Origin of the sequence: Actinomadura scrupuli (genome assembly GCF_050971785.1) — a bacterium.
GTDB classification, from domain to species: domain Bacteria; phylum Actinomycetota; class Actinomycetes; order Streptosporangiales; family Streptosporangiaceae; genus Actinomadura_E; species Actinomadura_E scrupuli.
The window spans coordinates 885,022-909,961 of sequence record NZ_JBPCCU010000002.1 but is presented as its reverse complement, the minus strand read 5'-3'; the positions used below and the strand labels follow the sequence as shown (position 1 = coordinate 909,961).

22 protein-coding genes are annotated in these 24,940 nt (G+C 71.5%); 10 read left to right on the top strand and 12 right to left on the bottom strand.

Annotation, left to right across the window (positions count from 1 at the left end):
* Positions 1 to 89 precede the first annotated feature (89 nt).
* A complete protein-coding gene (locus ACRYCC_RS11900) occupies positions 90 to 1,361 on the top strand; it encodes a serine/threonine-protein kinase (RefSeq protein ID WP_433811217.1) in 1,272 nt (423 codons plus the stop codon).
* A gap of 74 nt (positions 1,362 to 1,435) precedes the next feature.
* Entirely contained in the window at positions 1,436 to 2,830 is a 1,395-nt protein-coding gene (locus ACRYCC_RS11895; RefSeq protein WP_433811216.1) for a class II fumarate hydratase, read from the top strand.
* A gap of 77 nt (positions 2,831 to 2,907) precedes the next feature.
* Here ACRYCC_RS11895 and ACRYCC_RS11890 read toward each other — a convergent pair whose 3' ends face one another.
* The 5 genes from ACRYCC_RS11890 to abmR form a co-directional block, all read right to left on the bottom strand.
* Positions 2,908 to 3,840, bottom strand: coding sequence for an aggregation-promoting factor C-terminal-like domain-containing protein (locus tag ACRYCC_RS11890; RefSeq protein ID WP_433811214.1), 933 nt, complete (start codon positions 3,838 to 3,840; stop codon positions 2,908 to 2,910).
* A 410-nt stretch (positions 3,841 to 4,250) separates the two neighbouring features.
* Positions 4,251 to 5,630, bottom strand: coding sequence for an RNA 5'-3' helicase PhoH2 (phoH2, locus tag ACRYCC_RS11885; protein WP_433811212.1), 1,380 nt, complete (start codon positions 5,628 to 5,630; stop codon positions 4,251 to 4,253).
* 132 nt (positions 5,631 to 5,762) lie between these two features.
* On the bottom strand, positions 5,763 to 6,557 hold the full coding sequence (locus tag ACRYCC_RS11880; RefSeq protein WP_433811210.1) for an isoprenyl transferase: 795 nt from the start codon (positions 6,555 to 6,557) through the stop codon (positions 5,763 to 5,765).
* A gap of 79 nt (positions 6,558 to 6,636) precedes the next feature.
* A complete protein-coding gene (locus ACRYCC_RS11875) occupies positions 6,637 to 7,200 on the bottom strand; it encodes a hypothetical protein (protein ID WP_433811209.1) in 564 nt (187 codons plus the stop codon).
* A 260-nt stretch (positions 7,201 to 7,460) separates the two neighbouring features.
* Positions 7,461 to 7,973, bottom strand: a complete 513-nt coding sequence (abmR, locus tag ACRYCC_RS11870; protein WP_433811207.1) for an ATP-binding transcription factor AbmR — start codon at positions 7,971 to 7,973, stop codon at positions 7,461 to 7,463.
* A 115-nt stretch (positions 7,974 to 8,088) separates the two neighbouring features.
* On the opposite strand from abmR, the gene ACRYCC_RS11865 reads away from it, so the two are divergent.
* Both ACRYCC_RS11865 and ACRYCC_RS11860 read left to right on the top strand, forming a co-directional pair.
* Positions 8,089 to 9,612 carry an MFS transporter gene (locus ACRYCC_RS11865; protein WP_433811206.1) on the top strand — a complete coding sequence of 508 codons (1,524 nt, stop codon included), beginning with the start codon at positions 8,089 to 8,091 and terminating at the stop codon, positions 9,610 to 9,612.
* Positions 9,593 to 10,195, top strand: coding sequence for an acyl-CoA-like ligand-binding transcription factor (locus ACRYCC_RS11860; protein ID WP_433811204.1), 603 nt, complete (start codon positions 9,593 to 9,595; stop codon positions 10,193 to 10,195). The genes ACRYCC_RS11865 and ACRYCC_RS11860 overlap by 20 nt, the downstream gene beginning before the upstream one ends.
* Positions 10,196 to 10,253: 58 nt before the next feature.
* Here the strand turns inward: ACRYCC_RS11860 and ACRYCC_RS11855 are convergent, their stop codons facing one another.
* The 4 genes from ACRYCC_RS11855 to ACRYCC_RS11840 all read right to left on the bottom strand — a co-directional run bounded on the left by ACRYCC_RS11855 (position 10,254) and on the right by ACRYCC_RS11840 (position 16,582).
* A complete protein-coding gene (locus tag ACRYCC_RS11855; protein WP_433811202.1) occupies positions 10,254 to 11,432 on the bottom strand; it encodes a C40 family peptidase in 1,179 nt (392 codons plus the stop codon).
* Between the two features lie 227 nt (positions 11,433 to 11,659).
* Positions 11,660 to 13,654 carry a thioredoxin domain-containing protein gene (locus ACRYCC_RS11850; RefSeq protein WP_433811200.1) on the bottom strand — a complete coding sequence of 665 codons (1,995 nt, stop codon included), beginning with the start codon at positions 13,652 to 13,654 and terminating at the stop codon, positions 11,660 to 11,662.
* Between the two features lie 102 nt (positions 13,655 to 13,756).
* Entirely contained in the window at positions 13,757 to 15,118 is a 1,362-nt protein-coding gene (locus ACRYCC_RS11845) for a right-handed parallel beta-helix repeat-containing protein (protein ID WP_433811198.1), read from the bottom strand.
* Positions 15,119 to 15,211: 93 nt separating this feature from the next.
* Entirely contained in the window at positions 15,212 to 16,582 is a 1,371-nt protein-coding gene (locus ACRYCC_RS11840; RefSeq protein WP_433811196.1) for a dihydrolipoyl dehydrogenase family protein, read from the bottom strand.
* Between the two features lie 88 nt (positions 16,583 to 16,670).
* On the opposite strand from ACRYCC_RS11840, the gene ACRYCC_RS11835 reads away from it, so the two are divergent.
* Both ACRYCC_RS11835 and ACRYCC_RS11830 read left to right on the top strand, forming a co-directional pair.
* Positions 16,671 to 17,360: a response regulator transcription factor gene (locus ACRYCC_RS11835; protein WP_433811194.1), complete on the top strand. Its 690-nt coding sequence runs from the start codon at positions 16,671 to 16,673 to the stop codon at positions 17,358 to 17,360.
* Between the two features lie 100 nt (positions 17,361 to 17,460).
* Positions 17,461 to 18,774, top strand: a complete 1,314-nt coding sequence (locus ACRYCC_RS11830) for a sensor histidine kinase (RefSeq protein ID WP_433811192.1) — start codon at positions 17,461 to 17,463, stop codon at positions 18,772 to 18,774.
* Between the two features lie 44 nt (positions 18,775 to 18,818).
* Here ACRYCC_RS11830 and ACRYCC_RS11825 read toward each other — a convergent pair whose 3' ends face one another.
* Together ACRYCC_RS11825 and mca are read right to left on the bottom strand one after the other, a co-directional pair.
* Positions 18,819 to 19,073 (bottom strand): hypothetical protein, encoded by a 255-nt coding sequence (locus ACRYCC_RS11825; RefSeq protein WP_433811191.1) that lies wholly within the window; start codon positions 19,071 to 19,073, stop codon positions 18,819 to 18,821.
* On the bottom strand, positions 19,073 to 19,927 hold the full coding sequence (mca, locus tag ACRYCC_RS11820; RefSeq protein ID WP_433812154.1) for a mycothiol conjugate amidase Mca: 855 nt from the start codon (positions 19,925 to 19,927) through the stop codon (positions 19,073 to 19,075). The genes ACRYCC_RS11825 and mca overlap by 1 nt, the downstream gene beginning before the upstream one ends.
* A 312-nt stretch (positions 19,928 to 20,239) precedes the next feature.
* Between mca and greA the strand changes: the two genes are divergently transcribed.
* On the top strand, positions 20,240 to 20,740 hold the full coding sequence (greA, locus tag ACRYCC_RS11815; protein WP_433811189.1) for a transcription elongation factor GreA: 501 nt from the start codon (positions 20,240 to 20,242) through the stop codon (positions 20,738 to 20,740).
* A 115-nt stretch (positions 20,741 to 20,855) separates the two neighbouring features.
* On the opposite strand, the gene ACRYCC_RS11810 is transcribed toward greA, so the two are convergent.
* Complete coding sequence (locus ACRYCC_RS11810) at positions 20,856 to 21,341, bottom strand: Lrp/AsnC family transcriptional regulator (RefSeq protein ID WP_433811187.1); 486 nt, start codon at positions 21,339 to 21,341, stop codon at positions 20,856 to 20,858.
* A 151-nt stretch (positions 21,342 to 21,492) separates the two neighbouring features.
* Here ACRYCC_RS11810 and hppD point away from each other — a divergent pair, with 151 nt between their 5' ends.
* The 3 genes from hppD to ACRYCC_RS11795 all read left to right on the top strand — a co-directional run bounded on the left by hppD (position 21,493) and on the right by ACRYCC_RS11795 (position 24,932).
* Positions 21,493 to 22,587 (top strand): 4-hydroxyphenylpyruvate dioxygenase, encoded by a 1,095-nt coding sequence (hppD, locus tag ACRYCC_RS11805; protein ID WP_433811185.1) that lies wholly within the window; start codon positions 21,493 to 21,495, stop codon positions 22,585 to 22,587.
* A 77-nt stretch (positions 22,588 to 22,664) separates the two neighbouring features.
* Positions 22,665 to 23,369 carry an RDD family protein gene (locus ACRYCC_RS11800; RefSeq protein ID WP_433811183.1) on the top strand — a complete coding sequence of 235 codons (705 nt, stop codon included), beginning with the start codon at positions 22,665 to 22,667 and terminating at the stop codon, positions 23,367 to 23,369.
* A gap of 45 nt (positions 23,370 to 23,414) precedes the next feature.
* On the top strand, positions 23,415 to 24,932 hold the full coding sequence (locus tag ACRYCC_RS11795) for a M1 family metallopeptidase (protein WP_433811181.1): 1,518 nt from the start codon (positions 23,415 to 23,417) through the stop codon (positions 24,930 to 24,932).
* Positions 24,933 to 24,940: the final 8 nt, after the last annotated feature.

Sequence of the window (24,940 nt, the reverse complement as noted above, 5' to 3'; positions counted from 1 at the left end):
AGATACCCCTTAACGATCTAAAGTGAATTCCCCGGTGTTCGCGGCATCTGCCCGGCAACGACCCGCTTCGTTCCGGTATGTTTTGCGCCATGACCCAGCAGAGTGACGTCTTGATAGCAGGTCGCTATCGGCTGGTTACAGAGCTGGGCAGTGGTGCCATGGGCACGGTCTGGCGGGCGCACGACGAGCGGCTGGACCGCACTGTCGCGATCAAAGAACTGCGGCCGCCGCCGGACCTCAATGACGAAGAACGCGCGGTCTTCTACCGGCGGACCCTGCGCGAGGCACGGACCCCCGCGCAGCTGAGTCATCCCTCGATCATCGACGTGTACGACGTCGTCGTCGAACACGGCTGCCCCTGGATCGTCATGGAGCTCGTCGAGGCTCCCAATCTCGACCAGCTGATCGCGAAAGAGGGGCCGCTGCCCCCGGCCAAGGTCGCCGATATCGCCCGTCAGCTGCTCGACGCGCTCTCCACCGCGCACAACGCCGGCATTCTGCACCGCGACATCAAGCCCAGCAACGTGCTCCTGTCCGACAACGGCCGCGTGGTGCTCACCGACTTCGGCCTGGCCATCACCGACCGGTCGGCCCGCATCACGAGGTCGGACAGCTTCATGGGCTCGCCCGCCTACGTCGCCCCCGAGGTCGCCCGCGGCGAGAAGGCCACCCCGCAGTCCGACCTGTGGTCGCTCGGCGCCACCCTCTACACCGCGGTGGAGGGCCGGCCACCGTACGACCACCCCAACGTGATGGCGACGCTCTCCGCGGTGCTCACCCAGGACCCGGCGCCGCTGCAGCGGGCCGGGGAGCTGACACCGGTGATCAACGGGCTGCTGCAGAAGAACCCGCTCCGCCGGATGACCCACGCCCGGGTGCTCGACCGGCTGGACCGCGCGGTGGCCGGGCCCCGGACCCAGCGCCGGGTCCAGCGGGAGAACAACCCGCGCCGGCGGCTGGTGGTCGCGCTCTCCCTCATCGCCGCCACCTGCGCGACCTGCGGCATCGGTGCCGGCGCGATGGCCGTGGGCATGACCCAGGACTCCCCCAAGGAGAAGGCCGGCGGCTCCCCCTCCGCGTCGTCGTCCCCGGCCCGGCCCGTGCCCGCCGGCGCGGCCGGCAACGCGCTGGTCGTCCAGGCCACCGGCGACAACTGCAAGGTCTACCTCGGCATCCCCGGCAACGCCCAGGTGCTCTACAACGGGGTGCTGCCCAAGGGGCAGGGACTGCAGTACGACCTGGACACCCTCACGGCGGTCTTCGAGGATCCCTCGTCCTGCCGGGTCTGGATCAACGGCAAGGAGCAGGCCCCCGGCCGGCCCAGCGTGCGCCAGGAATACACCGTCCACAAGAGCGGCTGAACCCCTCGTAAGGTGAGGGAGGGGCGGAGCGCAGGCCCCTCTACGCAGGCACGAGGAACTCAGAGGGACCGTCCATGGGCGAGCAGGAATTCCGGATCGAGCACGACTCCATGGGCGAGGTCCGGGTCCCGGCCGACGCGAGATGGCGGGCGCAGACCCAGCGTGCCGTGCAGAACTTCCCGATCTCGGGAGGCCGCCTGGAGCGGGCGCACATCGCGGCGCTGGCCCACATCAAGGCGGCTGCCGCCCGGGTCAACGCCGACCTCGACGTGATCGACGGTGAGCTGGGCGACGCGATCGCGGCGGCGGCCCTGGAGGTGGCCGGCGGGGCGTGGGACGACCACTTCCCGATCGACGTCTTCCAGACCGGCTCCGGCACGTCCTCCAACATGAACGCCAACGAGGTCATCGCCTCGCTCGCCCAGGAGCGGCTGGGCCGCGACGTGCACCCCAACGACCATGTGAACGCCTCCCAGTCCTCCAACGACGTCTTCCCCTCCTCCATCCACGTCGCGGCCACCGGGCTCGTCCTGCGGGAGCTCATCCCCGCGCTGCGGCACCTGGCGGACTCCCTGGGCCGCAAGGCCGCGGAGTTCGCGACGGTCGTGAAGTCCGGGCGCACCCATCTGATGGACGCCACCCCGGTCACCCTGGGCCAGGAGTTCGGCGGCTACGCCGCTCAGGTACGGCTCGGAGTCGAGCGGCTGGAGGGCGTGCTGCCCCGGCTCGGGGAGCTGCCCCTCGGCGGCACCGCCGTCGGCACCGGTATCAACACGCCGCCGGGCTTCGCGGGCCGAGTGGTCGAGGAGCTCTCCCGCGCCACCGGGCTGCCGCTCAGGGAGGCGCGCGACCACTTCGAGGCCCAGGGCGCCCGGGATGCGCTCGTGGAGGCCAGCGGCGCGCTCCGGACGATCGCGGTGAGCCTTACCAAGATCGCCAATGATCTCCGGTGGATGGGGTCTGGCCCGCGGGCGGGACTGGCCGAGATCCGGCTACCCGACCTGCAGCCGGGGTCCTCGATCATGCCCGGCAAGGTCAACCCGGTGATCCCCGAGGCGGTCTGCCAGGTCGCCGCCCAGGTCATCGGCAACGACGCGGCGATCGCGTTCGGCGGGGCCGCCGGCAACTTCGAGCTCAACGTCATGCTGCCCGTGCTCGCCCGCAACCTGCTCGAGTCGATCCGGCTGCTGACCAACGTGTCCCGGCTGCTGGCCGACCGCTGCGTCGACGGCATCGAGGCCGACGCCGACCGGTGCCGGGAGTACGCCGAGTCGTCGCCCTCCATCGTGACCCCGCTCAACCGCTACCTCGGTTACGAGCAGGCGGCGGTCGTGGCCAAGCAGTCCCTGCACGAGCGCAAGACCATCCGCGAGGTGGTCCTGGAGCGCGGCTACGTGGAGCAGGGGCTGCTGACCCTCGAGCAGCTCGACGCCGCCCTGGACGTGCTCGGCATGACCGGGCCCCGCTAAGGGCCTTCAGGGCCGCCTGGCGGCGTCCTGGCGGTCTTCAGCGGGGCCGGTGGGGCGTGCGGGGCGGACCGGGCGGCTCAGTACCAGTTGGACGACTGGAAATGGCTCCAGGCGCCGCAGGGGGTGCTGTAGCGGCTCTTGATGTACCCCAGGCCCCACTTGATCTGGGTCCTGGCGTCGTCGTGCCAGTTGGGACCGGCGCTCGCCATCTTGCTGCCGGGCAGCGCCTGGGGGATGCCGTAGGCGCCCGAGGAGGGATTGCCCGCGTGCACGTTCCAGTGGCTCTCGTGGTTCCAGAGGTTCACCAGGCAGCTGAACTGCCCCGAGCCGCCGAAGCCGAAGCCGGGCAGCATGCCCTTGGCGATCTGCTGGGCCTGGCCGGCGGGCACGGGGTCGCTGCCGCCGGTGCTGCCACCGCCCGCGCTGCTGGGCGTGGCGCTCGGCAGCGGCGAGCCCTTCACGGCCAGCGCCGGGCGCTTGCCGGAGTCCTTGCGGGCGGCCCGGGAGGCGCGGTCGAGGAGTTGTTTGCGCGCCGCGGCCTCGGCGGCCTGCCGCGCGGCGGGATCGGTGGCCGGATCGGCCTCGGCGGAGGCCGCCGAGGAGGGGACCACCGCGGCGGAGTCGGGCTTGCCGCCTGAGTCACCGGTGAGCGCGAAGGCCGCGACGGCCCCGCCGCCCACGACCACGGCGGCCGCGACCGCCACCACGGCGATCCTCGGGACGACCAGGCGTCCCGGCAGGGAGACGGTGCGACGGCCGGCCGGACGGAAGGCGTCCTCGTCGGCGACCTCGTCGCGGGTCCACTCCTCCTGCGGGGCGGGACCGGGGGTCAGCAGTGCCGTGCTCGCCGCGGCCGGCGCACCCGCCACCTTCACATCGGTGTACGGAACGCCGAAGTCCGGAGTACGGGGGGCGTCCCAGCCGGTGCCCTGCTCGCTCTCTTCGCCGATCGAGAACGGTGTCGACTGTCCTGGCGCGCCGTGGGGGGACCCGTTCCGGTCTCCGTTCAAGGCGATCCTTCCGACGGTCGGACGCGCATGGGCGCGCTCGAGGTCCGATCACCTCCTGGGCTTCATCGCGCATCGCCGGGGGAGGCGGTGAGCGGCATGCCCGTCAGATCGTCCAACCGGGGGGTCATGGACCTGGGAGGTGCTTACGGCGCCCCACCCTGCCGGAGATCAGGGGGTACCTCGCAACCGAAACGTGATGAATGGTGCCAGGGAGTCCATTGTCAACTTGACCCAAAAATGGCCCAATCCATAGCTGGACCAGGCTTTCCTTGCGGCAACGAGCCAGGTGTGACGTTAATCACATCATGACGACGCGGGCAGGGGCGACCGCGGAGAGTGACCGGATTGGAGCGCTCTAACCTCCGCGCTCATGTGATCCAGGATCACATGAGCGCGGAGGGAGACGGGGGTCAGGCGCCGATGTCCCCGAGGAGATCGGTGACCAGAGCGGCGATCGGCGAGCGCTCGGACCGGGTCAGGGTCACATGAGCGAACAGCGGATGGCCCTTGAGCCGTTCGACCACGGCGGCGACGCCGTCGTGCCGGCCCACCCGGAGGTTGTCGCGCTGCGCCACGTCGTGGGTGAGCACCACCCGCGACCCCGAGCCGATCCGGGACAGCACGGTGAGCAGCACGCCGCGCTCCAGCGACTGCGCCTCGTCCACGATCACGAAGGCGTCGTGCAGCGAGCGCCCCCGGATGTGGGTCAGCGGCAGCACCTCGAGCATGCCCCGGTCGAGGACCTCGTCGATGACCTCAGGGGTCGTCACCGCCGACAGGGTGTCGTAGACGGCCTGAGCCCAGGGCGACATCTTCTCGTTCTCCGACCCGGGGAGGTACCCGAGCTCCTGGCCGCCGACGGCGTACAGGGGGCGGAAGACCACGACCTTGCGGTGCTTACGGCGCTCCAGCACGGCGTCCAGGCCCGCGCACAGCGCGAGCGCCGACTTGCCGGTGCCCGCCCGGCCGCCGAGGGAGACGATGCCCACGTCCTCGTCCATGAGCAGGTCGAGGGCGATGCGCTGCTCGGCCGAGCGTCCGCGCAGCCCGAACACCTCCCGGTCGCCGCGGACGAGGCGTACGGACTTGTCCGGCAGCACCCGCCCCAGCGCGGAGCCGTTGGCCGACAGCAGCCGCAGGCCCGTGTGGCAGGGCAGTTCCCGCACGTCCAGCGGGGTCTCGGCGCCCGTCCCGTCCGCCATCACCGTCGAGAGTTCGAGCCGGCCGTGTTCGTACAGCTCCTCGACCTTGTCGGTCGTCACCTCCAGCTCGCGCATACCGGTCCAGCCGGACTCGACCACCGCCAGCTCCGCGCGGTACTCCTCCGCGGTCAGCCCGACGCTCGCGGCCTTCACCCGCAGCGGCAGGTCCTTGGAGACGAGCACGACGTCGCGGCCCTCGACCGACAGCCACCGGGCCACCGACAGGATCCGGGTGTCGTTGTCACCCAGCCGGAATCCGTCGGGCAGCACGCTCGCGTCGGAGTGGTTGAGCTCCACCCGGAGCGTCCCGCCCTGGTCGCCGAGGGCGATGGGCTCGTCCAGGCGGCCGTGGTCGACTCTGAGGTCGTCGAGAGTGTGCAGCGCCTGCCGGGCGAAGTAGCCGAGCTCCGGGTGATGGCGCTTGGCCTCGAGTTCGGTGATGACGACTATGGGAAGCACGACCTCGTGTTCGGCGAACCGGGTCATCGCCCCCGGGTCGGCGAGCAGGACGCTGGTGTCGAGGACGTACGTGCGCCGGGCCGAACCAGCGGGCTGGTCGGGATCACGGCGCGGGGAGGAAGTGGCCACTCGCTCTCCTTCGGGCGCCACCAGGGTGTTCGCCTGGTGGACGATGCCCTTACCTCGGGGAAACCTGCTGCCACGCTACGACCCCATGTCAAAGGCAGGGTAGTGACGAGCGTCACAGCCCTGACCTGGGACTCAAGAGCCGTAGCGCCGGTGTCGCGCGGCGTAAGAACGGAGTGCGCGCAGGAAGTCGACCTTGCGGAAGTCCGGCCAATGGACTTCGCAGAAGTAGAACTCCGAGTGGGCGCTCTGCCAGAGCATGAAGCCGGAGAGGCGTTGCTCTCCCGACGTCCGGATGACCAGATCGGGGTCGGGCTGACCGCGCGTGTAGAGATGCTCGGCGATGTGCTCGACATCGAGGCTCTCAGCGAGCTCCTCGATGCTGGTGCCCTGACTCGCCTGCTCGTAGAGCAGAGAGCGCACCGCATCAGCGATCTCACGTCTACCTCCATACCCAACGGCGACGTTCACAATCAACCCAGCGACGCCAGATGTCGCTTCACCGGCATCTTTGAGGACACGCGCAGTTTTGTCGGGCAGCAGGTCGAGAGCCCCCACCGGCTTGACGTGCCAGCCGTCGGCCACCAGTTGCAGGACCGTGTTCTCGATGATCCTCAGGAGGGGGTCCAGCTCCTGGGCCGGGCGGGTGAGGTTGTCGGTGGACAGCAGCCACAGCGTGACCACCTCGACGCCGGTCTCGGTGGACCACTGCAGCAGCTCGGAGATCTTGTCGGCACCGCGCTGGTGCCCCGTGTTGACGTCGGCCATCCCCATGGAGCGGGCCCAGCGGCGGTTTCCGTCCAGGATCACGCCCACGTGCCGCGGCACGATGTCGGTCGCCAGGGAGTCCTCGACCCGGTGCTCGTACCACCGGTAGACGAAGTCGCGGAAGCCCGTGTACGGCTTGCTCCGGCGAATCGCCGAACTCATCCGAGCCGAACCCCGCATGTGGGCAACTCCTAAAAGCAGTGGTCGCGCGATGGTCTGGGTGGGCAACGAGGGCCAATTATCACCTGGTTCGCCCCGTTGATACCTCGACCGTTAGATCTCTGTAACTTGCTCCCGAGTTCGCGGCCTCGTCGAGAACTTCGGTGAGGAAGCGGTGGAGCTGACCGGAGGTCGCCACGGCGCGCACTCCCCGGCCACCCGCGCCCCACGCCTCGACGACCGCGCGCCGGGCGATCCGCCAGCCGCCGTGCGGGGCGGCGGTCATGGTCTGGCCGCCGGCCCAGAACGTCGAGGTGCGCAGCGCACAGCGCAGCTCCCCCGTACTGGCCAGATCTCCCCGGTCACGGTAGCGGAAGGAGAACAGCTCCGGCTCCCGGGGCAGCCGGCCCGCGACCGCGGGCAGCGCCGCGGCGGCCTGCTCGAGCGGCGGATCGGGGAACCGGTCGTCGACGTCGGGCCACCGGGCGGCCTGCGGTGACTCGTCGGCCCGTGCGGCGGCGACGCTCCGGGCGAGCCGGGCCAGATGGAAACCGCAGCGCTCGCCCACCGAGCCGAACGGTTCTCCGTCCCGTACGAGCTCGAGCGTGATCTCGAACGGCCTCCCGCCGCGGTCGTACGACGGCACGGGGATCACCGCGAGGAATGACCCATCGACACAGCGAAGTCCACCCACAATCGCACCATAAGGCAGATCAGCCCCATGATCGGCGCCTGCGGCCCAACCTTTGCCGACTCATGCCGCGCACGGCTCGCCCACCCCCGGGCGGCGGCGTCACCCGCCGAGTCCGCCGTCACCCCCCGAGCCCGGCGGCGTACGACCTCGCCCGGCGAGATCGGAGGCAAGCGGTCTCACACCGCCCGCTCCCCCGCCCGCCAGCGTGTGCCTCAGACGGCGGGGCCGGAGGCGCGGGCCCGCTCGACGTGCTGGAGGGCCTCCCGCAGCTCGCCCAGCCACTCGTCGGCGTTCTTGCCGACCAGCCGGACGCACCAGGCGAGCGCGTCGCTGCGGCTGCGCGCGACCCCGGCGTCGACCAGCGTGTCCAGGACACGCCGCTCCGGCTGGCGCAGCCGGGTCATCACCGGCACCGACAGCGTGGTGAACATCTCCCGCTGGTCGCCGCACTCCACGCCCCACGAGACCTTGCGGCCGAACCGGTGCTCCGCCTCGGCGGCGATCGCGATGCGCTGATCGCGGGTGTCCTCCCGGAAGCGCTGGAGGTGCCCGGCGATGACGCCCGCCCGCTCGCCGTCGGAGACGCCCTCCGCCATGGACGGCTCGGGCAGCCGGCCGACGACCGTGATCTCCTCGCGGTCCAGCACGACCTCGGGTGCCGCCTCGAACCATGCCTCGGGCAGCCGCCCGGAGAACCAGCCGCGCAGGCTTTCAGTGGTCATCATGTAATAAGAATTACACAGCAATCCGGCCGAAGCCAGGACCGGAAGGGGTTTGACAGTCAGCATTTTTTGATAGTTACTGTCACTTAGCACTGACTTCCGAATGAAAGTAGATGTCATGCAACCCCTCGGAACGCGCCGCTGGTGGGTCCTCGGCGCCCTGGTGGTCATCATGGTGACCGTCAGCCTCGACCTCACCGCCCTCAACGTCGCCCTGCCCACCCTCGCCGCGGACCTGCGCGCCGGCACCGGAGAGCTGCAGTGGATCATCGACTCGTACACGCTCGTCTCGGCGACGCTGCTCATCCCCGCGGGGCTGCTGGGTGATCGTTACGGCCGTAAGAAGCTGCTGCTCGTCGGCCTTGCCGCCTTCCTGGTCGCCTCCGTGACGGCGACGCTGGTGCACAGCTCCGGCGGGCTGATCGCCGCCCGCACGCTGATGGGGCTGGGCGCCGCGATCATCACCCCGCTCTGCCTGTCGGTGCTGGTGGCCGTCTTCCCGCGGGCGGAACAGCCCAAGGCGCTGGCCGCGTGGGCGGGCGCCTCGTTCCTCGGCCTGCCCCTCGGCACGATCATCGGCGGCTACCTGCTCGACCACTTCTGGTGGGGCTCGATCTTCCTGGTCAACATCCCGGTCGCGGGGATCGCCCTCCTCGCCGCCGTCCTGCTCATCCCCGAGACCAGGGCCGCCGTCGCGCCCCGCACCGACGTCATCGGACTGCTGCTGTCCACCGGCGGGCTGCTCGCGGTCGTGTACGGCACGATCGAGCAGCCCGAACGCGGCTGGGGCTCGCCGCTGGTCTGGGGCACCATGGCAGGCGGCCTGGCGGCGCTGGCCGCCTTCGTCGGCTGGACCCGCCGTTCCTCCGACCCGCTGATCGACCTGGAGCTCTTCCGGGACCGCCGGTTCCTCGGCGGGGCCCTGCCCGCCACCATCCTGACCTTCGCCATGTTCGGCGTGCTGTTCACCGTCCCGCAGTACCTCCAGGCGGTGCAGGGTCAGGACGCGCTGGGGACCGGGATCCGGCTGCTGCCGATGATCGCCGGCCTGGTGGTGACGGCGAGGCTGGGCCCGGGGCTCGCCCGGCGGCACGGCCCCCGGGCAGTGATCGTGGGCGGACTGATCGTCCTGGTCGCCGGTGCGACCACGGGGGGCTTCACCTCCGTGCACGACGGGTACGGTCCGGTCGCCCTGTGGCTGACGATCGTCGGCCTCGGCATGGGCCTGGTCCTGCCCGCCGCGATGGACTCGGCCATGGGCGCGCTGTCCGCCGAGCGGGCCGGAGTCGGATCGGCCGTCCTCATGACCGTCCGGATGACCGGCGGGGCCTTCGGCGCGGCGATCCTGGGCAGCCTGCTCGCCACGACCTACCGCGACCGGTTGCCGGCCTCGGCGCCGGCCCCGGTGCGGCAGGGCGTGACCGCCGGCGTCACGCTGGCGGAACGGCTCGGCGACCCGGCGCTGCTCGGCTCGGTCCGGAGCGCCTTCGTGCACGGGATGAACGCCACCCTCCTCGCCAGTGCCGGGCTGATGGCGATCACTGCCCTCGTCGTCCCGTTCCTCGTCCCGGGTAGGCGGGACCAGGGTGCGCCCGCGGCCGAGCATGCCGGAGAATCGACGCATGACCACGTCGCCGCTTGACCGGCTCGGGCTGCGCGAGCGCAAGAAGCTGAAGACCCGGAGGGCGATCCAGGAGCACGCCCTCCGGCTCTTCCTGTCCGAGGGCTACGACGCCACCACCGTCGAGCAGATCGCCGCGGCCGCCGAGGTCTCGCCCAGCACCTTCTTCCGCTACTTCCCCACCAAGGAAGACGTCGTCATCACCGACGAGTACGACCCGCTGATCGCCGAGTCGCTCCGGCGCCAGCCCGCCGAGCTCTCCCCGGTGGAGGCGCTGCGCCGTACCCTCCGGGAGATCGTCGGCTTGATGCTGGTCACGGACCGGCAGCGCATCCTCGAGCGGGTCAGGCTGTCCATGTCGGTCCCGGCACTGCGGGCCCGCCAGTGGGAGAACACGCAGGAGACCCAGCGCCTCATCGCCCGGATGGTGGCCGAGCGGCTGGGCCGGTCGCCGGACGAGTTCGAGCTCCGCGCCTTCTCGGCGGCGCTGCTGGGCGTCTGGCAGGTCACCATCATGACCTGGGTCGAGGACGGCGGCGAGGGTGACGTGCTCGCACTGCTCGAGCAGGCCCTGGACTACCTGTCCGCCGGCTGTCCCCTCTGAGGCCGTACGGGACGGCAGGACCGGAGCCGGGCGGGCCGGCCGCGGGCCGGGCCGGGCGTCAGCCGGCCACCCGCGGCGAGAGCCGCGGGTTGACCCGGACGGCGCCCCTGAAGTTCCGCAGGTACACCTTCTGGATCTTCACGACGTCGCCCGTGTGCGGCGCCACCAGCATCTTGTTGTCGCCGATGTAGATCGCGATGTGCGAGATGTAGCCGGGTGCGGTCGGGTCGTTGGCCCAGATCAGCAGGTCGCCGGGACGGGCCTGGGCGTAGGGCACGATGGGGCCGGTCAGAGCCTGGCTGGCGGCCACCCTCGGCATCTTGATGCCGGCCTGGCGGAACGCCCACTGCACGAGCCCCGAGCAGTCGTAGCCGCCCTCGGCGTCCGACTCGCCGCCCCACACGTAGGGCACGCCCAGCTTGGTGTAGCCCGCCCTGATCGCCACCGAGATCTGCGCCGCGCTCATGAACTGGCCGTTGGACTGCGGCAGCTGACCGGCCCCGGTACCGCCGACGTAGTCGAGCCTGGTGTTGAGCAGCATCGGCTTGGCACCCTTGGGCAGCACCTTCTTGGTGAGCCATTTGTTCAGCCGGTCGAGCTTGACCTTGGGTGCGCTGATCAGCAGGGCGTTGCCGGACGGCATCCCCAGCGACCGGGCCACGGTGTGCGAGACCACGCCGTCGACCTCGCCGATGCCCATGGTGGCGTAGGCGCCGACGCGGGTCTGGACCTGCCGGGTCTTGCCGCCGATGGGCACCCGGCTGTCGAGTTGCAGCCCGCCGTCCTTGCCCAGCAGGAAGGAGACGGCGACGTCGCCCGCGGCGACGTTGCGCCACAGCGCGTCGGACTCCGCCGTGGGCTTGGGGGTGTAGGACCGGAAGGTCGAGGGCTCGACGCCCAGCAGCCCGACGCGCTTGCCGCCCACCAGGGCCTGCACCGCGTCCACCACCTCGACGCCCTTGACGCCCTTGTACCTGCGGATCTTGGCGATCACGGCGGGCGGCAGGGTGCTCCCCCCGGCGACGAGGACATGCGGGGAGAGCCGCTGCCGCAGTGGCGCGACGGCGGAGTACGGCGAGGAGGCCGCGCTGGCGACGAAGCCCTGCTTCTTGGCGGCCTGCGTGCGGGGTTTGCCCGAATCCGTCTGCGCCACGACCACCGAGATGTTCGCGGCGAGCGTGGTCAGCAGGGATACGCCGATGACCGTCGGTAGAACTCGCCGGCTCGGCCTCCGCACAGCAACACTCCCTCGGCTCCCCGTCCCGGTGTATCCGGGGTCACACGACTATGGACCACTGAGACGACAACCGTCCAGATATCCCACGGCCCTCGGGATCGACCCTTCGCGCCGCAGTGACCACGCTCTGTCCGTCCAGACGCTGCTACTCACTGGTAGCCCAACACCTTCGCACAACTGTGGCGCCGTCACCACAGAACTGGACGGGAAATCCAATGAGAGCATCCTCAGACGGTCACGAGCTCGCCACGCAGCCGGTCCGGATCGGTGACCGGCAGCCGGCAGGCGAAGTCCCGGCACACGTAGGCCGCCGGGGCGCCGCCGACCAGCCCGCGCCCTTCCAGGAGCGGAACCGCCGCCCCGGCCGCGTCACCGGACCCGGGCTCGCCCAAGCTCACCACCGCCCCGGGTGACGTCGCCATCAGCGCGGCCCGGTGCAGCGCCCGGGTCCGGGCGTCGTCCGCCGGGCCGACCACCGCGATCTCCACCGGGCCGGCGAGGCAGGCCTCCGCGACGGCCAGACCCCACCCGGCGAACCGGGCGTGCCGCTCGGCCAGCAGGGTGGCGGGCGCCAGCGCGGCCGCGGCCGCCTCCCGGTGCCGGGCCGAGCCGGTCAGCGCCGCGTACGACAGCAGGGCGCCGGCCGCGGCGAACTGGCCCGACGGGGTCGCGTTGTCGGTCGGGTCCTGGGGGCGCCGGAACAGCGCCTCGGCGTCGTCCGCGGTGTCGTAGAACCCGCCGGTGCCGTCACCGAAGTGCGTCAGGACGGCCTCCAGCAGCTCACCGGCGAGCCGTACCTGCGCGGGGTCGCCGGTGACCGCGTGCAGCGCCAGCAGGCCCTCCGCCACGTCGGCGTAGTCCTCCAGGACACCGGCGTGCGGCCCGGCGGCGCCGTCCCGGGAGGTGCGGGCGAGCCGGCCGCCGCTCATGTGCACGCCGGTCACCAGCCCCGCCACCTCCCGCGCGGCGGTGACCAGGTCCGGCCGGTCGAACAGGGCGCCGCACTCGGCGAGCGCGGCGACCGCCAGGCCGTTCCACGCCGCGACGACCTTGTCGTCCCTGGCCGGCGGCACCCGTTCGGCGCGGGCCGCCAGCAGCCGGGCGCGCACGGCCGCGTACCGCTCGGCGTCCTGCGGATCCCGCGGCAACTGCAGCACCGAGGTGCCGCGCTCGAAGGTGCCGGTCACCTCGAACAGCTCCACCGCGTACGCGGCGTCCTCCTCGCCCAGCACCTCGCGCAGCCCCGCCGGGGTCCACGCGTAGTACTTGCCCTCCTCGCCCTCGCTGTCGGCGTCGAGCGCGGAGGCCAGCCCGCCCTCGGGCGTGCGCAGGTCGCGCAGCATCCAGTCACAGGTCTCCAGCGCGACCCGCCGGGCCAGCTCCGAGCCGGTCAGCCGCCACCAGTGCGCGTAGACCCGGGCCAGCAGGGCGTTGTCGTAGAGCATCTTCTCGAAGTGCGGCACGATCCAGCGGTCGTCGACCGAGTACCGGGCGAACCCCCCGCCGAGCTGGTCGTACATGCCGCCCCTGGCCATGGCCTCGAGCGTGTGCCCGGCCATCGACCGCGCGTCCTGGTCGCCGGTACGGGCGGCGTGCCGCAGCAGGAACTCCAGCGCCATGGACGGCGGGAACTTGGGGGCACCGCCGAAGCCGCCCCGTACGGCGTCGTAGCCCTGGCGCAGTGCCGTGACCGCCTCGTCCAGCCGCCCGGCGGCGGGCGGCTCGCCGGCGAGCGCCTCCGGGGCACGGGAGGTGAGCGCGGTCACCACCTCCTGGCCCTGCTGTACGACGTCGTCGCGCTGCTCGGTCCAGGCCTTGGCCACCCCCTGCAGCAGGGCCTGGAAACGCGGCCGGGGGAAGTAGGTGCCGCAGTAGAAGGGGTGGCCGTCCGGGGTGAGGAACACCGTCATCGGCCAGCCGCCCTGGCCGGTCATCGCCTGGGTGGCCTCCATGTAGACCGCGTCGACGTCCGGCCGTTCCTCCCGGTCGACCTTCACGCTCACGAACAGCCGGTTCATGAGCTGCGCGGTCGCCTCGTCCTCGAACGACTCGTGGGCCATGACGTGACACCAGTGGCACGCGGCGTACCCCACGCTCAGCAGGACGGGGACGTCCCGGCGCGCCGCCTCCGCGAAGGCCTCGGGGCCCCAGGGGAACCACTCGACCGGATTGTCCGCGTGCTGCAGCAAGTAAGGACTCGTCGCGTCCTTCAACCGGTTCATCGAAGACCCCCTGGCTGCTCCGCGCGCCCGGACGGCGCGCGGGGTCGCGTCTCTTGCGACCAACCCTAATCCGCCTCCGGACCGCGGGATCGAGCCGTACGGTCAGCCGGTCCAGTCGTAGGCGCCGGAGTCCAGCCGGCGGCTCGCCCGCGCGGCCGGTGACGGCCGCCGCCCCAGCGCCAGGTCGAGGACGCCGCCCAGCGGCACCGCGCGCCCGATCGCCGGGCTGCCCGTCCGCAGCCGCAGGTTGGTCCGGCTGACGAACCGGGGATCGGCCACCACCGACCTCGACCCGAGCTTGAACCGGATCCGGCCCTGGTAGACCCCGGTGTCGTCGTCGGCGCCCGCACCGTCCTCCTGGCCGACCACCCCGCCGACGGAGATCACGTTGTTGCGGAGCTTGAGGATGCCGGGCGCGCATCCGGCGTAGCAGACCCAGCCCCCGCCCCGGCCGGGCAGGGAGACGGTGTTGTTGGCGACGACCGTGCCGCGCACCGGGCCGAGCGAGTCGCCCGCGCCGCGCGTCACCAGGAAGGCACCGCGGTCCTTGGTCGTGGTGACGACGTTGTAGGCGAACACGTTGCCGTCGGCGGTCCGGCGGCCCTCCCTGCCCAGCTCGGTGAACGTGTCGTTGTCGCTGGTCACATTGTGCGAAATGACATTTCGATCACCGTTGTAGATCTCTACCGCCGCCCCGTCGGTGCCGTAGTCGTAGCTTTTCGCGAAACTGCCGGAGATCTTGTTATGCGTCACGATATTGCGATCACCATTGAGCAGCACGCCGAACGCCCCCGAGTCGTCGTAGGGATTGTGCGCTTTCGGGGTGTTCACGCTCATTCTGTTGTTATCGACGATCGCGTTGCCGGCGACGAGGTTGTCCGACCCGCGATCCGGTATCGACACCCCGACGACGTTGTGGTCGGTGTGGACGTCGCGCACCTCGTTGTGCGTACCGCTCAGCTCCACCCCGGCCCAGCGGGCACCGGTCGTCCGGACCCCGCGGACGACCCAGTAGGAGCCACCGACCTCCACACCCCCGCCCGAGATCACCGGCCGCGCGCCGTCGCCGTACGCCGCCAGCGTGATCTTCGCCTTGCGGGTGCCCCTGGCCCGCAGCTCGAGCGGGCCGCGCCAGGAGCCGCCCCGCCTGAGCAGCACGCCGTCCCCGGGCCTGAAGGAGGCGCGGTTCACCCGGCCCAGCGTCCGCCAGGCGGCGGCCGGGCTCCTGCCGGAGTTGCCGTCGTCACCGTGTGCGGCGTCCACGTGGAACGTGCGCAGGAAGTGCAGGGCCGGGGGCGCGGCCGGGCGGGCGGCGAGCGTGGGCCGCTCGGGGTGGCGCTGCGAGGTGGCGGTGGGCTGCGGCCGCACGCCGGGTGGCGGGTGCTGGGCCGTGACGGGAGTGCAGGCCGCCGTGACCACGATCAGCAGGATCACGGCCGACCGGTGGAGGACGGGTGACGACATGATGCTCATAGAAGCAGCAATGCGGGCCCGAATCACCGGCATGGCGATTATTGCCGTTCGCTTGCATATCGCAGGGGCAAATGATTCCTGAGATCACTCCCCGGAAAGGTCCCGGAGCGCGTCCTCGATCCCCCGGTGGAAAGTCGGATAGGCATAGATCATCTGCCGGAGCCGTTCGGTCGGTACCTCGCCGTGGACGGCCACGGCGAGTGCCCCGAGCACCTCTCCGCCGGCCGGCCCGGCCGAGGTCGCGCCGACCAGCACCCCCCGGCCGGCGTCCTCGACCAGCTTGACGAAGCCGTCGGCCTGGTGGATCCAGCCCCGGGCGGTGGCGCCGGCCTGGGCGATGCCGGTGCGCACGGTGAGCCCGTGTTCCCGGGCCTGGGCCTCGGTCAGCCCCACCGCACCGATCTCGGGGTCGGTGAAGGTCACCCGGGGCAGCGCCCGGTAGTCGGCGGGCGGGCCGTCCTGCCCGAGGACGTCCCTGGTCACGATGGCCGCCTGGTACATCGACACGTGGGTGAAGGCGCCCCTCCCGGTGACGTCGCCGATCGCCCAGACGCCGGGCGCGGCCCGCAACCGGTCGTCCACGTCGATCACCTTGGCGTCCTCGTCGAGGCCGACGGCCCCGGCCCCGAGCGCCCTCAGGTCGGTACGGCGCCCGGTGGCGACCAGCAGGTGGGTCGCGGTCAGCCTCTCCTCGCCCAGGGAGACGGTGAACGTCCCGCCGTCGTGGCCGACCCTGGTGGCCCGGGCACCGGTGCGCACGCCGATGCCCTCGCGCTCGAAGATCTCGGCCAGCAGCCGGCCGGACTCCGGCTCCTCCAGCGGCAGCATCCGGTCCGCCGCCTCGACCACGGTGACCTCGCTGCCGAAGCGGGAGAACACCTGGGAGAACTCCGACCCGATCGCCCCGCCGCCGAGGACGATCAGCGAGCCGGGCACCTGCTCGGCGCGCACGGCGTCCCGGTTGGTCCAGTACGGCGTGCCGGCCAGGCCCTCGATCGGGGGAACGGCCGGCTCGGTGCCGACGTTGAGCACGATCCCGCGGCGCGCCCGCAGGAGCTGCTCGCCGTCCTCGCCCGTCACCGTGACCTGGCCGGGGCCGGTGATCCGCCCGCGGCCCCGGAAGAGCAGCCCGCCCTTGCCGGTGAACCGGTCGGCGGCGGCCTTGTCGTCCCAGTCATCGGTGGCGTCGCTGCGGATCCGCCGCGCCACGGGCGCCCAGTCCGGCCGTACGGTGGCATCGCCGGCGAAGCCCGGGATCCGGCGGCCCTCGGCCAGCAGGCCGGCCGCGCGGACCATCATCTTGGTGGGGACACAGCCGAAGTAGGGGCATTCGCCGCCGACCAGCCGGGCTTCGACGCCGGCCACGACCAGCCCCGCCTCGGCCAGCCTCCCCGCCGTGTCCTCGCCTCCCGGCCCCATCCCGATGACGACGACGTCGACTTCCTTGGCAGTCATGAGCAGCCTCTACCCCACGGCACGTCCGGTGGGCGCGCACCCCGGATGGCACGGCCCGCACGGCGGATCGAGCCCTAGACTGCCAGGTGTGTTTCCCTCGCGCGTACTCGTCATCGAGGACGATCCGGCGATCGGCTCTGAGCTGGTCGAGGCGCTGAGAGGCCATGGCTACGACGCGGCGCTGTCGGCGACCGGGCTGGACGCGCTCGACGAGGTGCGCAGCCGCCCGCCCGACCTGGTGCTGCTCGATCTGGGGCTGCCCGACGTGGACGGAGTGGCGCTCTGCCGCCGGCTGCGCGCCACGCTGCCCCTGACCGTGATCGTGGTGTTGACGGCCCGGGTGCAGGAGTTCGAGGTCGTGGTCGCGCTGGACGCGGGCGCCGACGACTACCTGACCAAGCCGTTCCGGCTCACCGAGCTGATGGCCCGGCTCCGGGCCCATCTGCGCCGCCAGTCGTCGGTGCCCGGCGACCGCACCATGACGGTCGGGCGGCTGCGGCTGGACCTGGCGGCCCGCCGGGCGCAGGTCGGCGGCGCCGATCTGCCGCTGCGGCCCAAGGAGTTCGACCTGCTGGCCCTGCTGGTCTCCCATTCCGGCGAGATGATCTCCCGCGAGCAGCTGATGGAGGAGGTGTGGGACGTGAACTGGTTCGGCTCCACCAAGACGCTCGACGTGCACGTCTCCGCGCTGCGCCGCAAGCTCGGTGAGCTGGGCGAGGACCCCAACCGGATCACGACCCTGCGCGGCCGCGGCTACCGCTACGAGGTCGACCCCTGAGCACCGGCCACGGCGGTCCCGCGCGCCGCGCGCACCGGCCGGAAGACCGGCCGGCCGACCGCCCTGCCGAGCCGGCCCGGCAGGTGGGAGGCTTCGCGGCGTGAACCGGCGGGCGACTCCGTTGCGGCGCCAGGTGCTCACCGCGATCGTCGGGATCGCGGCACTGGCGGTGGTGCTGTTCGCGATCCCGCTGGCGGTGGCCGTGCAGCGGCTCTACCGCGAGGAGGCCATCACCGCCCTGGAACGGGACGCCACCCGGGTCGCGGCGGTCGTCCCCGACGACATCGCCGTGCACCGGACCCTGCCGCGGATTCCCCGGGGGCTGTCCTCCCGGCAGACGGTCGGCGTCTACGGGCTGGGCGGAGAACACCTCGTCGGGGCCGGACCCGCCTGGTCCGACGTGGCGAGGCGGGCCCGGGACGGGCGCAGCCACGAGGCCGTGGAGCGCGGTGCGCTCACCGTGTCCACCCCGGTGCCCTCCGGCCAGGGCCCGGTCGCGGTGGTACGGATCAGCACCCCCTACAAGAAGATCTCCGACCGGACCTGGCACACCTGGCTGCTGATGACCGCGCTGGCGCTCATCGTCCTGTTCCTGGCCACCGTCTACGCCCGGCGCCAGGCCGCCCGGCTGGCCGGGCCGCTGGAGCGGCTCACCACCGCCGCCCAGGCGCTGGGCGGCGGCGACTTCAGCGTCCGGGCCCAGCGGTCGGGGGTGCCCGAGGCCGATGCCGCGGGTCTGGCGCTGGAGGCCACCGCGCGCCGGCTCGGCGACGTGCTGGAACGGGAGCGCGCTTTCAGCGCCGACGTCTCCCACCAGTTGCGCACCCCGCTCACCGGGATGCTGCTGGGCCTGGAGTCCGCGCTCACCCGGCCCGGCGCCGACCCGCGGGCCGCGATCCGTACCGCCCTCAAACGCGGCGAGCATCTGCAGGACATCATCGAGGACCTGCTCCGGCTGGCCCGGGACAGCCGGCCGCGCCGGGAGGTGCTCGACCTCACCGCCCTGCTGGCCGAGGTGCGCGCCCAGTGGCAGGGGCCGCTGACGGCCGCCGGGCGGAGCCTGACCGTGACCGGCCAGCAGCCGCTGCCGGAGGTACGCGCCGCCCCGGGGGCCATCCGCCAGATCCTCGACGTGCTGATCGACAACGCGCTCCGGCACGGCCGGGGGCGGATCACCGTGGCGGCGGTGGACGTCGGGAGCGGAGTGGCCATCGAGGTCGGGGACGAGGGGCCCGGGGTCCCGGAGGGTGACGACCTGTTCGTCCGCGGCGCCTCCGCGTCGGCGGACGGCGAGGGGCACGGCATCGGGCTGGCCCTGGCCCGCTCGCTGGCCGAGGCGGAGGGCGGCAGGCTCGTGCTGCGGCGGCCGGAGCCGCCGGTGTTCACCCTGCTGCTGCCGGGCGAGGACGCCTAGGGCGCCGCCGCGGAGCCCACCCGAGCGCCCCCGGCGGGCACGCGCTAGTCGGCCGTCTTGCCCTGGGGCTCGGCGGTGGCGGCCTCGGCCGCGTCATCGTCGGTGCGGCCGAGGTTGGCGCGCTCCCACTCGGCCTGCTTGAGATCGGCCTCCTTGGGAGCCTGGATCCGCGAGATCTGCTTGTTCATCGAGCGGAGCAGCAGGAACAGCGCCACCCCCAGGGCGACGACGACCCCGAACCCGAGGAATCCCGGCGTCACGGTGTCGTCGTTCAGGGGAATCGCGAGCGGAACGAACACTACAGACACACCTTCTCCCGGATTCCGGCGAACAGATCGTCCTCCGGTAGCTCGGTGTCGACCAAGGACCTGGTCAAATGGTAGTCCTCCGTCGGCCATGCCTCTCGCTGGACCTCCAGCGGGCAGGCGAACCAGAAGCCGTTCGGGTCGATCTGGGTGGCGTGCGCGAGCAGTGCCCGGTCGCGGGTCTCGAAGTAGTCACCGCACGGCACCTTGGTGGTGATCTCCCAGCGCTGCGGCTGGTCGTCGAACCGCTTGAGCCAGTCGGTGTAGGGGGATTCGATCCCCTGCCGGACCATCGCCTCGTGCAGCGCGACCATGCGGTCCTTGGTGAAGGTGAGGTGGTAGTAGAGCTTGAGCGGCTGCCACGGCTCACCGGTGCCGGGGTAGCGGTCCGGGTCGCCGGCCGCCTCGAACGCCTCCATCGACACCTCGTGGCACTTGACGTGGTCGGGGTGCGGGTAGCCGCCCTGCTCGTCGTAGGTGAGGATCACGTGCGGCCGGAACTCGCGGACCGCGCGCACCAGCGGCTCGGACGCGACCTCGAGGGGCTGCACGGCGAAACAGTCCGCGGGCAGCGGCGGCAGCGGGTCGCCCTCGGGAAAGCCGGAGTCGACGAAGCCCAGCCAGGTCTGCCGGACGCCGAGGATCTCCCTGGCGCGGTTCATCTCCTCCATGCGCACGGCGGCGATGTCGGCCCTGATCTCGGGCCGCTCCATCGCCGGGTTGAGGATGTCGCCCCGCTCCCCGCCGGTGCAGGTGACCACCAGCACGTCGACGCCCTCGTGCACGTAGCGCGCCATGGTCGCCGCGCCCTTGCTCGACTCGTCGTCGGGATGCGCGTGCACGGCCATCAGCCGCAACGTCGAATCGGCGGGGCGCGCTGTCTCAGCCACCTTGGGGGACTCCCTCTGCAACCAGTGCGGATGAACGAAGCCCCTCACGTTAGCGGGACCCACCGACAATCCGGTGCGGGCAGGGGACACGCCCCCGCCCTGTCGTCGATTGTCCCTGACAACGTCCGCGCCCGTATCCGGATTCCCCGGCTCACACTCTGTCGCCGATCAGACGTTCCAGAACTCCGCAAGGGGGAACCTTTACTCTTACGCACCGGCTAGGCTTGAGGTTTCACCTGACCACATTTCACGTGGATGAGGAGCACCACCGTGACCGAGACCCGCGCAGATACCGTCTCCTGGCTCACCCAGGAGGCGTACGACCGGCTCAAGAACGAGCTGGATCACCTCTCGGGGCCCGGACGCATCGAGATCGCGCAGAAGATCGAGGCAGCCCGGGAAGAGGGGGACCTTAAGGAGAACGGCGGTTACCACGCCGCCAAGGACGAGCAGGGCAAGATCGAGGGGCGGATCCTCCAGCTCACCCACATCCTGGAGACCTCGCGGGTCGGCGAGCCACCGCGCACCATCGGCGTGGTCGGGCCGGGCATGACCGTGACGATCCGGTTCGAGGGTGACGAGGAGGAGGTCACCTTCCTGCTCGCCTCGCGGGAGGAGAGCGGCTCGCCCATCGACGTGTACTCGCCCAAGTCCCCCCTCGGTGCCGCCATCAACGGCAAGAAGGTCGGGGAGAAGGCGTCGTACAACCTGCCGAACGGCCGCAGCATGTCCGTCGAGGTCCTCGACGCCACGCCGTACGCCGGCATGTGACGGAACGGTCCGGCCCCAGGCGGACCGCACGCGGGGCGCTCCCCCCGCCCTGGCACACGGCCCCGATGTGTGGTCATGCGATCGCTCCTTCGCGTACCGGCGAACGACTGCATGATCACGCATCGGGCGCACCCGGCCCGCCTCCCACCGCACGGACCAGAGGCAGGGTCCGGTAGGGCACCTGGGTGGCGAGTGAGATGACGGTCGAGGCCCGCTCGACGCCCTCCACGTCCACGATCACGTCGAGCACCCGCTGCAGATCCTGGTTGCTGCGGGCCACGACGCGGCAGAGCATGTCCGCCGTACCGGTGATCGTGTGCGCCTCGATGACCTCGGGCACCCCGGCCAGCCGGTCGGCCACCGGGTCGTGGCCGCCCACCTGGCGGATCTGCAGGGTCACGAAGGCGGTCACACCGTACCCGAGCGCCCCCGGCTCGATCTCCGGACCGAAGCCCTTGATGACCCCCCGCTCCGCCAGCCGGTCCAGCCGGGCCTGCACCGTCCCCCGGGCCACCCCGAGCCGCCGCGAGCACTCCAGCACCCCGATCCGCGGCTCCTCGGTGAACAGCTCGATCAGTCGCGCGTCCAGCCCATCGATCATCGCTCTCCTTCGCTGGTCAGTCTGCACAGACGGCCCGGCGGGCCTCACGACCAGAGTAGACATATTGTGCAGCATTCGAAGCGACTATTGCGCAGTTTGCCAGGCTGAATGGACAGTAGGGACCATGAATGATGTGTTTCCCGTCAAAGGGATGGACGCAGTGGTCTTCGCCGTCGGCAACGCCAAGCAGGCGGCGCACTACTACTCGACAGCGTTCGGCATGCGCCGGGTCGCCTACCGGGGCCCCGAGACGGGCTTCCGGGACGAGGCAGCCCATGTCCTGCAGTCCGGTACCGCCCGGTTCGTGTTCCGCGGGCCCGTCCGGGCCGGGACCGAGCTCGGCCGCCATGTCGCCGAGCACGGCGACGGCGTCGTCGACCTCGCGCTGGAGGTGCCCGACGTGGAGGCGGCCTACCGGCACGCGACCGCGCAGGGCGCCCGCGGGCTGACCGAGCCGCACGTGCTGGAGGACGAGCACGGCAAGGTGACGCTCGCCGCGATCGCCACCTACGGCGAGACCCGGCACACCCTGGTCGACCGGTCCAACTACTCCGGCCCCTACCTCCCGGGGTTCGTGGCCGCCGACCCGATCGTGACGCCGGCGCCCGGATCGGAGTTCGCCGGGGTCCCCGCCGGGGAACACTGGCAGGCCATCGACCACTGCGTCGGCAACGTCGAGCGGATGAACGAGTGGGCCGACTTCTACCACCGGGTCATGGGCTTCACCGACATGGCCGAGTTCATCGGTGACGACATCGCCACGGAGTACTCCGCGCTCATGTCGAAGGTGGTCGCCGACGGGGGCCGCAAGGTGAAGTTCCCGCTCAACGAGCCGGCCGAGAGCCGCCGGAAGTCGCAGATCGAGGAGTACCTGGAGTTCTACGGCGGCCCCGGCGTCCAGCACATCGCGCTGGCCACCGGTGACATCGTGGCCTCGGTCGAGCACATGCGGGCGGCGGGCGTGGAGTTCCTGAGCACGCCGGCCTCCTACTACCAGGACCCGGTGCTGCGCGCCCGGATCGGCGACGTCCGCGTCCCGGTGGAGGAGCTCCAGCGGCTGGGCATCCTGGTCGACCGGGACGAGGAGGGCTACCTGCTGCAGATCTTCACCAAGCCCGTGCAGGACCGGCCCACGGTCTTCTTCGAGCTGATCGAGCGGCACGGCTCCCAGGGATTCGGCAAGGGCAACTTCAAGGCGCTCTTCGAGGCGATCGAGCGTGAGCAGGAGCGCCGCGGAAACCTTTGACGGCCAACCGGTAAAGATCGTCTCCCGGTCGTGCGTGTCACCGTTTGACGGCGCTCCGCCGCGCACACGTTCTCGGCATGAGCCAACCGCCCGACCAGCCGGCACCGGAGGATCGACCCTGGCCGGACCCGGGCCCGCCGCGTCCCGGCCCGCCGGACCCGTACGGCTCGGCACCGCCCCCGTACGGCGGCGGATACGGCCACCCCGCGCCGCACGGCGGGGGTGACCGGCCGCCGCCGTACGGCCAGGGCGGCCTGCCGCAGTACGGCGGCGGGGCCTACGGTGGCCCGCCGGGGCCGGCGGCCCGGCTGGCCGGCCGGTGGGCGCGGCTGGGCGCGGCGATCATCGACCTGATCCTCCTGGGCGTCGCCGGCTCCCTGATCTCGCTGCCGTTCGTCAGCTGGCACCGGCTGACCCACCCCCGGCACGGCGAGTTGGTCTCCCCCGAGCAGTACAAGCTGAACCTCGTCGGCCTGATCATCGGTTTCCTCTACTTCTGGCTGCTGACGTACCGGTGGAACGGCCGGACGGTGGGCAAGCGGATCCTCGGCATCAGGGTGGTCCGGGCCGATGACGGCGGGCCCATCGGCAACACCCAGGCGCTGATGCGCGCCCTGGTGTACGCCGTCCTGGGCAACCTCTGCAGCTGTTTCGGCCTCGTCAACGTGGCCTGGATCCTCTGGGACCGCCGTCGGCAGGCCCTGCACGACAAGGCCGCCCGGACCGTGGTCGTGAAGGACCGGCCGGGGGCGCCCGCACCCTATGCGACGACCACGTCCTGATCGTCCGGCTTGCCCAGTGCGCCCGATCAACGGCAGGCTGGGCCTGTGAAGACGACACGTACCTTCCGAATGGCCCCGGGGATCGCGGCGGCCGCCACGGCGGTGGCCCTGATCGGCTCGGGCTGCACATCCGGCGGTACGTCGCCGACGGCCTCCCCGCCCACCGTCTCGGCCGCGCCCCAGACCCCCGCCAACCTCGACGTCAGCGAGTCGTCGGCCGGGGACCTCTACACCCCCGGTGACGGCAACGGCGGATACGACGTCCAGCACTACGGCCTGAAGCTGACCGTCAACCCCGCGGACCAGGCCCGGGCGCTGGACGGCACCGCCCAGATCACCGCCCGGGCCACCAGGGACCTGTCCCGGTTCGACCTGGACCTGACCGGGCTCACCATCGGGTCGGTGTCGGTCGACGGCGCCCCGGCCAGGTACGAGCGGCAGAACAGCGAGCTGGTCGTCACCCCGGCGAAGCCGCTGGTCAAGGACGCCACGTTCACCGTCTCCGTCGCGTACTCCGGCACCCCGCAGCCGGTCAACGACCCGCTCCTGGGCAGGTACGGCTGGATCCGGACCCCGGACGGGGTGTTCGTGGCCTGCCAGCCGAGCGGCGCGCACACCTGGTTCCCGGCCAACGACCATCCCAGTGACAAGGCGACCTTCGACTTCGAGATCACCGCGCCGAAGGAACTGACGGTCATCGCCAACGGCGAGCCGGTGGGCGGGCTGCCCACCGGCACCGGGAGGCCCGCGGCCACCGAGTCACCGACGATCACCACCGCCGCCCTGCGGCGCGACATGGCGACCAGCCACTGGCAGGTCAAGGACCCGATGGCGACCTATCTCGCCACCATCGACATCGGGAACTTCCTGGTCAAGAGCGGGCGGACGTCCGGCGGGGTGCCGATCATCGTGGCCGTCGACCCCAGCATCGGGACGGTGAACGTCGAGGACGTCTACGCCAAGACCGCCGAGATCACCGACGCGTGGACCAAGCTCTTCGGCCCCTACCCGTTCGGCTCCACCGGGGCGATCGTCGACAACGCCGACGTCGCCTTCGCGCTGGAGACCCAGAGCCGGCCGGTGTTCAGCGGCTTCGGCGCCCAGCCCGAGATCATCGCCCACGAGCTCGCCCACGAGTGGTTCGGTGACAGCGTCAGCGTGACCAAATGGCAGGACATCTGGCTCAACGAGGGCTTCGCCACCTACGCGGAATGGACCTGGGGCGAGCGATCCGGCGGCGCCACCGTCCAGAGGCGGTACGACGACCGGTACCGGCTGGTCAACGACCCTCGCTGGCAGAAGCCGCCGGGCGACCCGGGCCGCAAGGACATGTTCGACCAGTTCGCGGTGTACGACCGGGCCGCGATGACACTGCACGCCCTGCGCAAACGGGTCGGCGACGACAAGTTCTGGTCGATCCTGCGCACCTGGGCCAAGGAGCACCGGCACGCCAACGGCACCACCCCGGAGTTCATCGCCACGGCCGAGCGGGTGTCGGGCGCGAACCTGGACGCGCTCTTCCAGGCCTGGCTGTACGGCAAGACCCGGCCGACGCGCTGGTAGACCTCTGA

What these genes read in the sequence shown, in the direction of transcription:
- ACRYCC_RS11840 (WP_433811196.1), bottom strand. Translation starts at nt 16,582, where the DNA reads ATGACTGCCAAGGAAGTCGACGTCGTCGTCATCGGGATGGGGCCGGGA.
- ACRYCC_RS11900 (WP_433811217.1), top strand. Translation starts at nt 90, where the DNA reads ATGACCCAGCAGAGTGACGTCTTGATAGCAGGTCGCTATCGGCTGGTT.
- ACRYCC_RS11865 (WP_433811206.1), top strand. Translation starts at nt 8,089, where the DNA reads ATGCAACCCCTCGGAACGCGCCGCTGGTGGGTCCTCGGCGCCCTGGTG.
- ACRYCC_RS11845 (WP_433811198.1), bottom strand. Translation starts at nt 15,118, where the DNA reads ATGTCGTCACCCGTCCTCCACCGGTCGGCCGTGATCCTGCTGATCGTG.
- ACRYCC_RS11860 (WP_433811204.1), top strand. Translation starts at nt 9,593, where the DNA reads ATGACCACGTCGCCGCTTGACCGGCTCGGGCTGCGCGAGCGCAAGAAG.
- abmR (WP_433811207.1), bottom strand. Translation starts at nt 7,973, where the DNA reads ATGATGACCACTGAAAGCCTGCGCGGCTGGTTCTCCGGGCGGCTGCCC.
- mca (WP_433812154.1), bottom strand. Translation starts at nt 19,927, where the DNA reads ATGGCCGTGCACGCGCATCCCGACGACGAGTCGAGCAAGGGCGCGGCG.
- ACRYCC_RS11850 (WP_433811200.1), bottom strand. Translation starts at nt 13,654, where the DNA reads ATGAACCGGTTGAAGGACGCGACGAGTCCTTACTTGCTGCAGCACGCG.
- ACRYCC_RS11810 (WP_433811187.1), bottom strand. Translation starts at nt 21,341, where the DNA reads ATGATCGATGGGCTGGACGCGCGACTGATCGAGCTGTTCACCGAGGAG.
- hppD (WP_433811185.1), top strand. Translation starts at nt 21,493, where the DNA reads ATGGACGCAGTGGTCTTCGCCGTCGGCAACGCCAAGCAGGCGGCGCAC.
- ACRYCC_RS11895 (WP_433811216.1), top strand. Translation starts at nt 1,436, where the DNA reads ATGGGCGAGCAGGAATTCCGGATCGAGCACGACTCCATGGGCGAGGTC.
- ACRYCC_RS11800 (WP_433811183.1), top strand. Translation starts at nt 22,665, where the DNA reads ATGAGCCAACCGCCCGACCAGCCGGCACCGGAGGATCGACCCTGGCCG.
- ACRYCC_RS11880 (WP_433811210.1), bottom strand. Translation starts at nt 6,557, where the DNA reads ATGAGTTCGGCGATTCGCCGGAGCAAGCCGTACACGGGCTTCCGCGAC.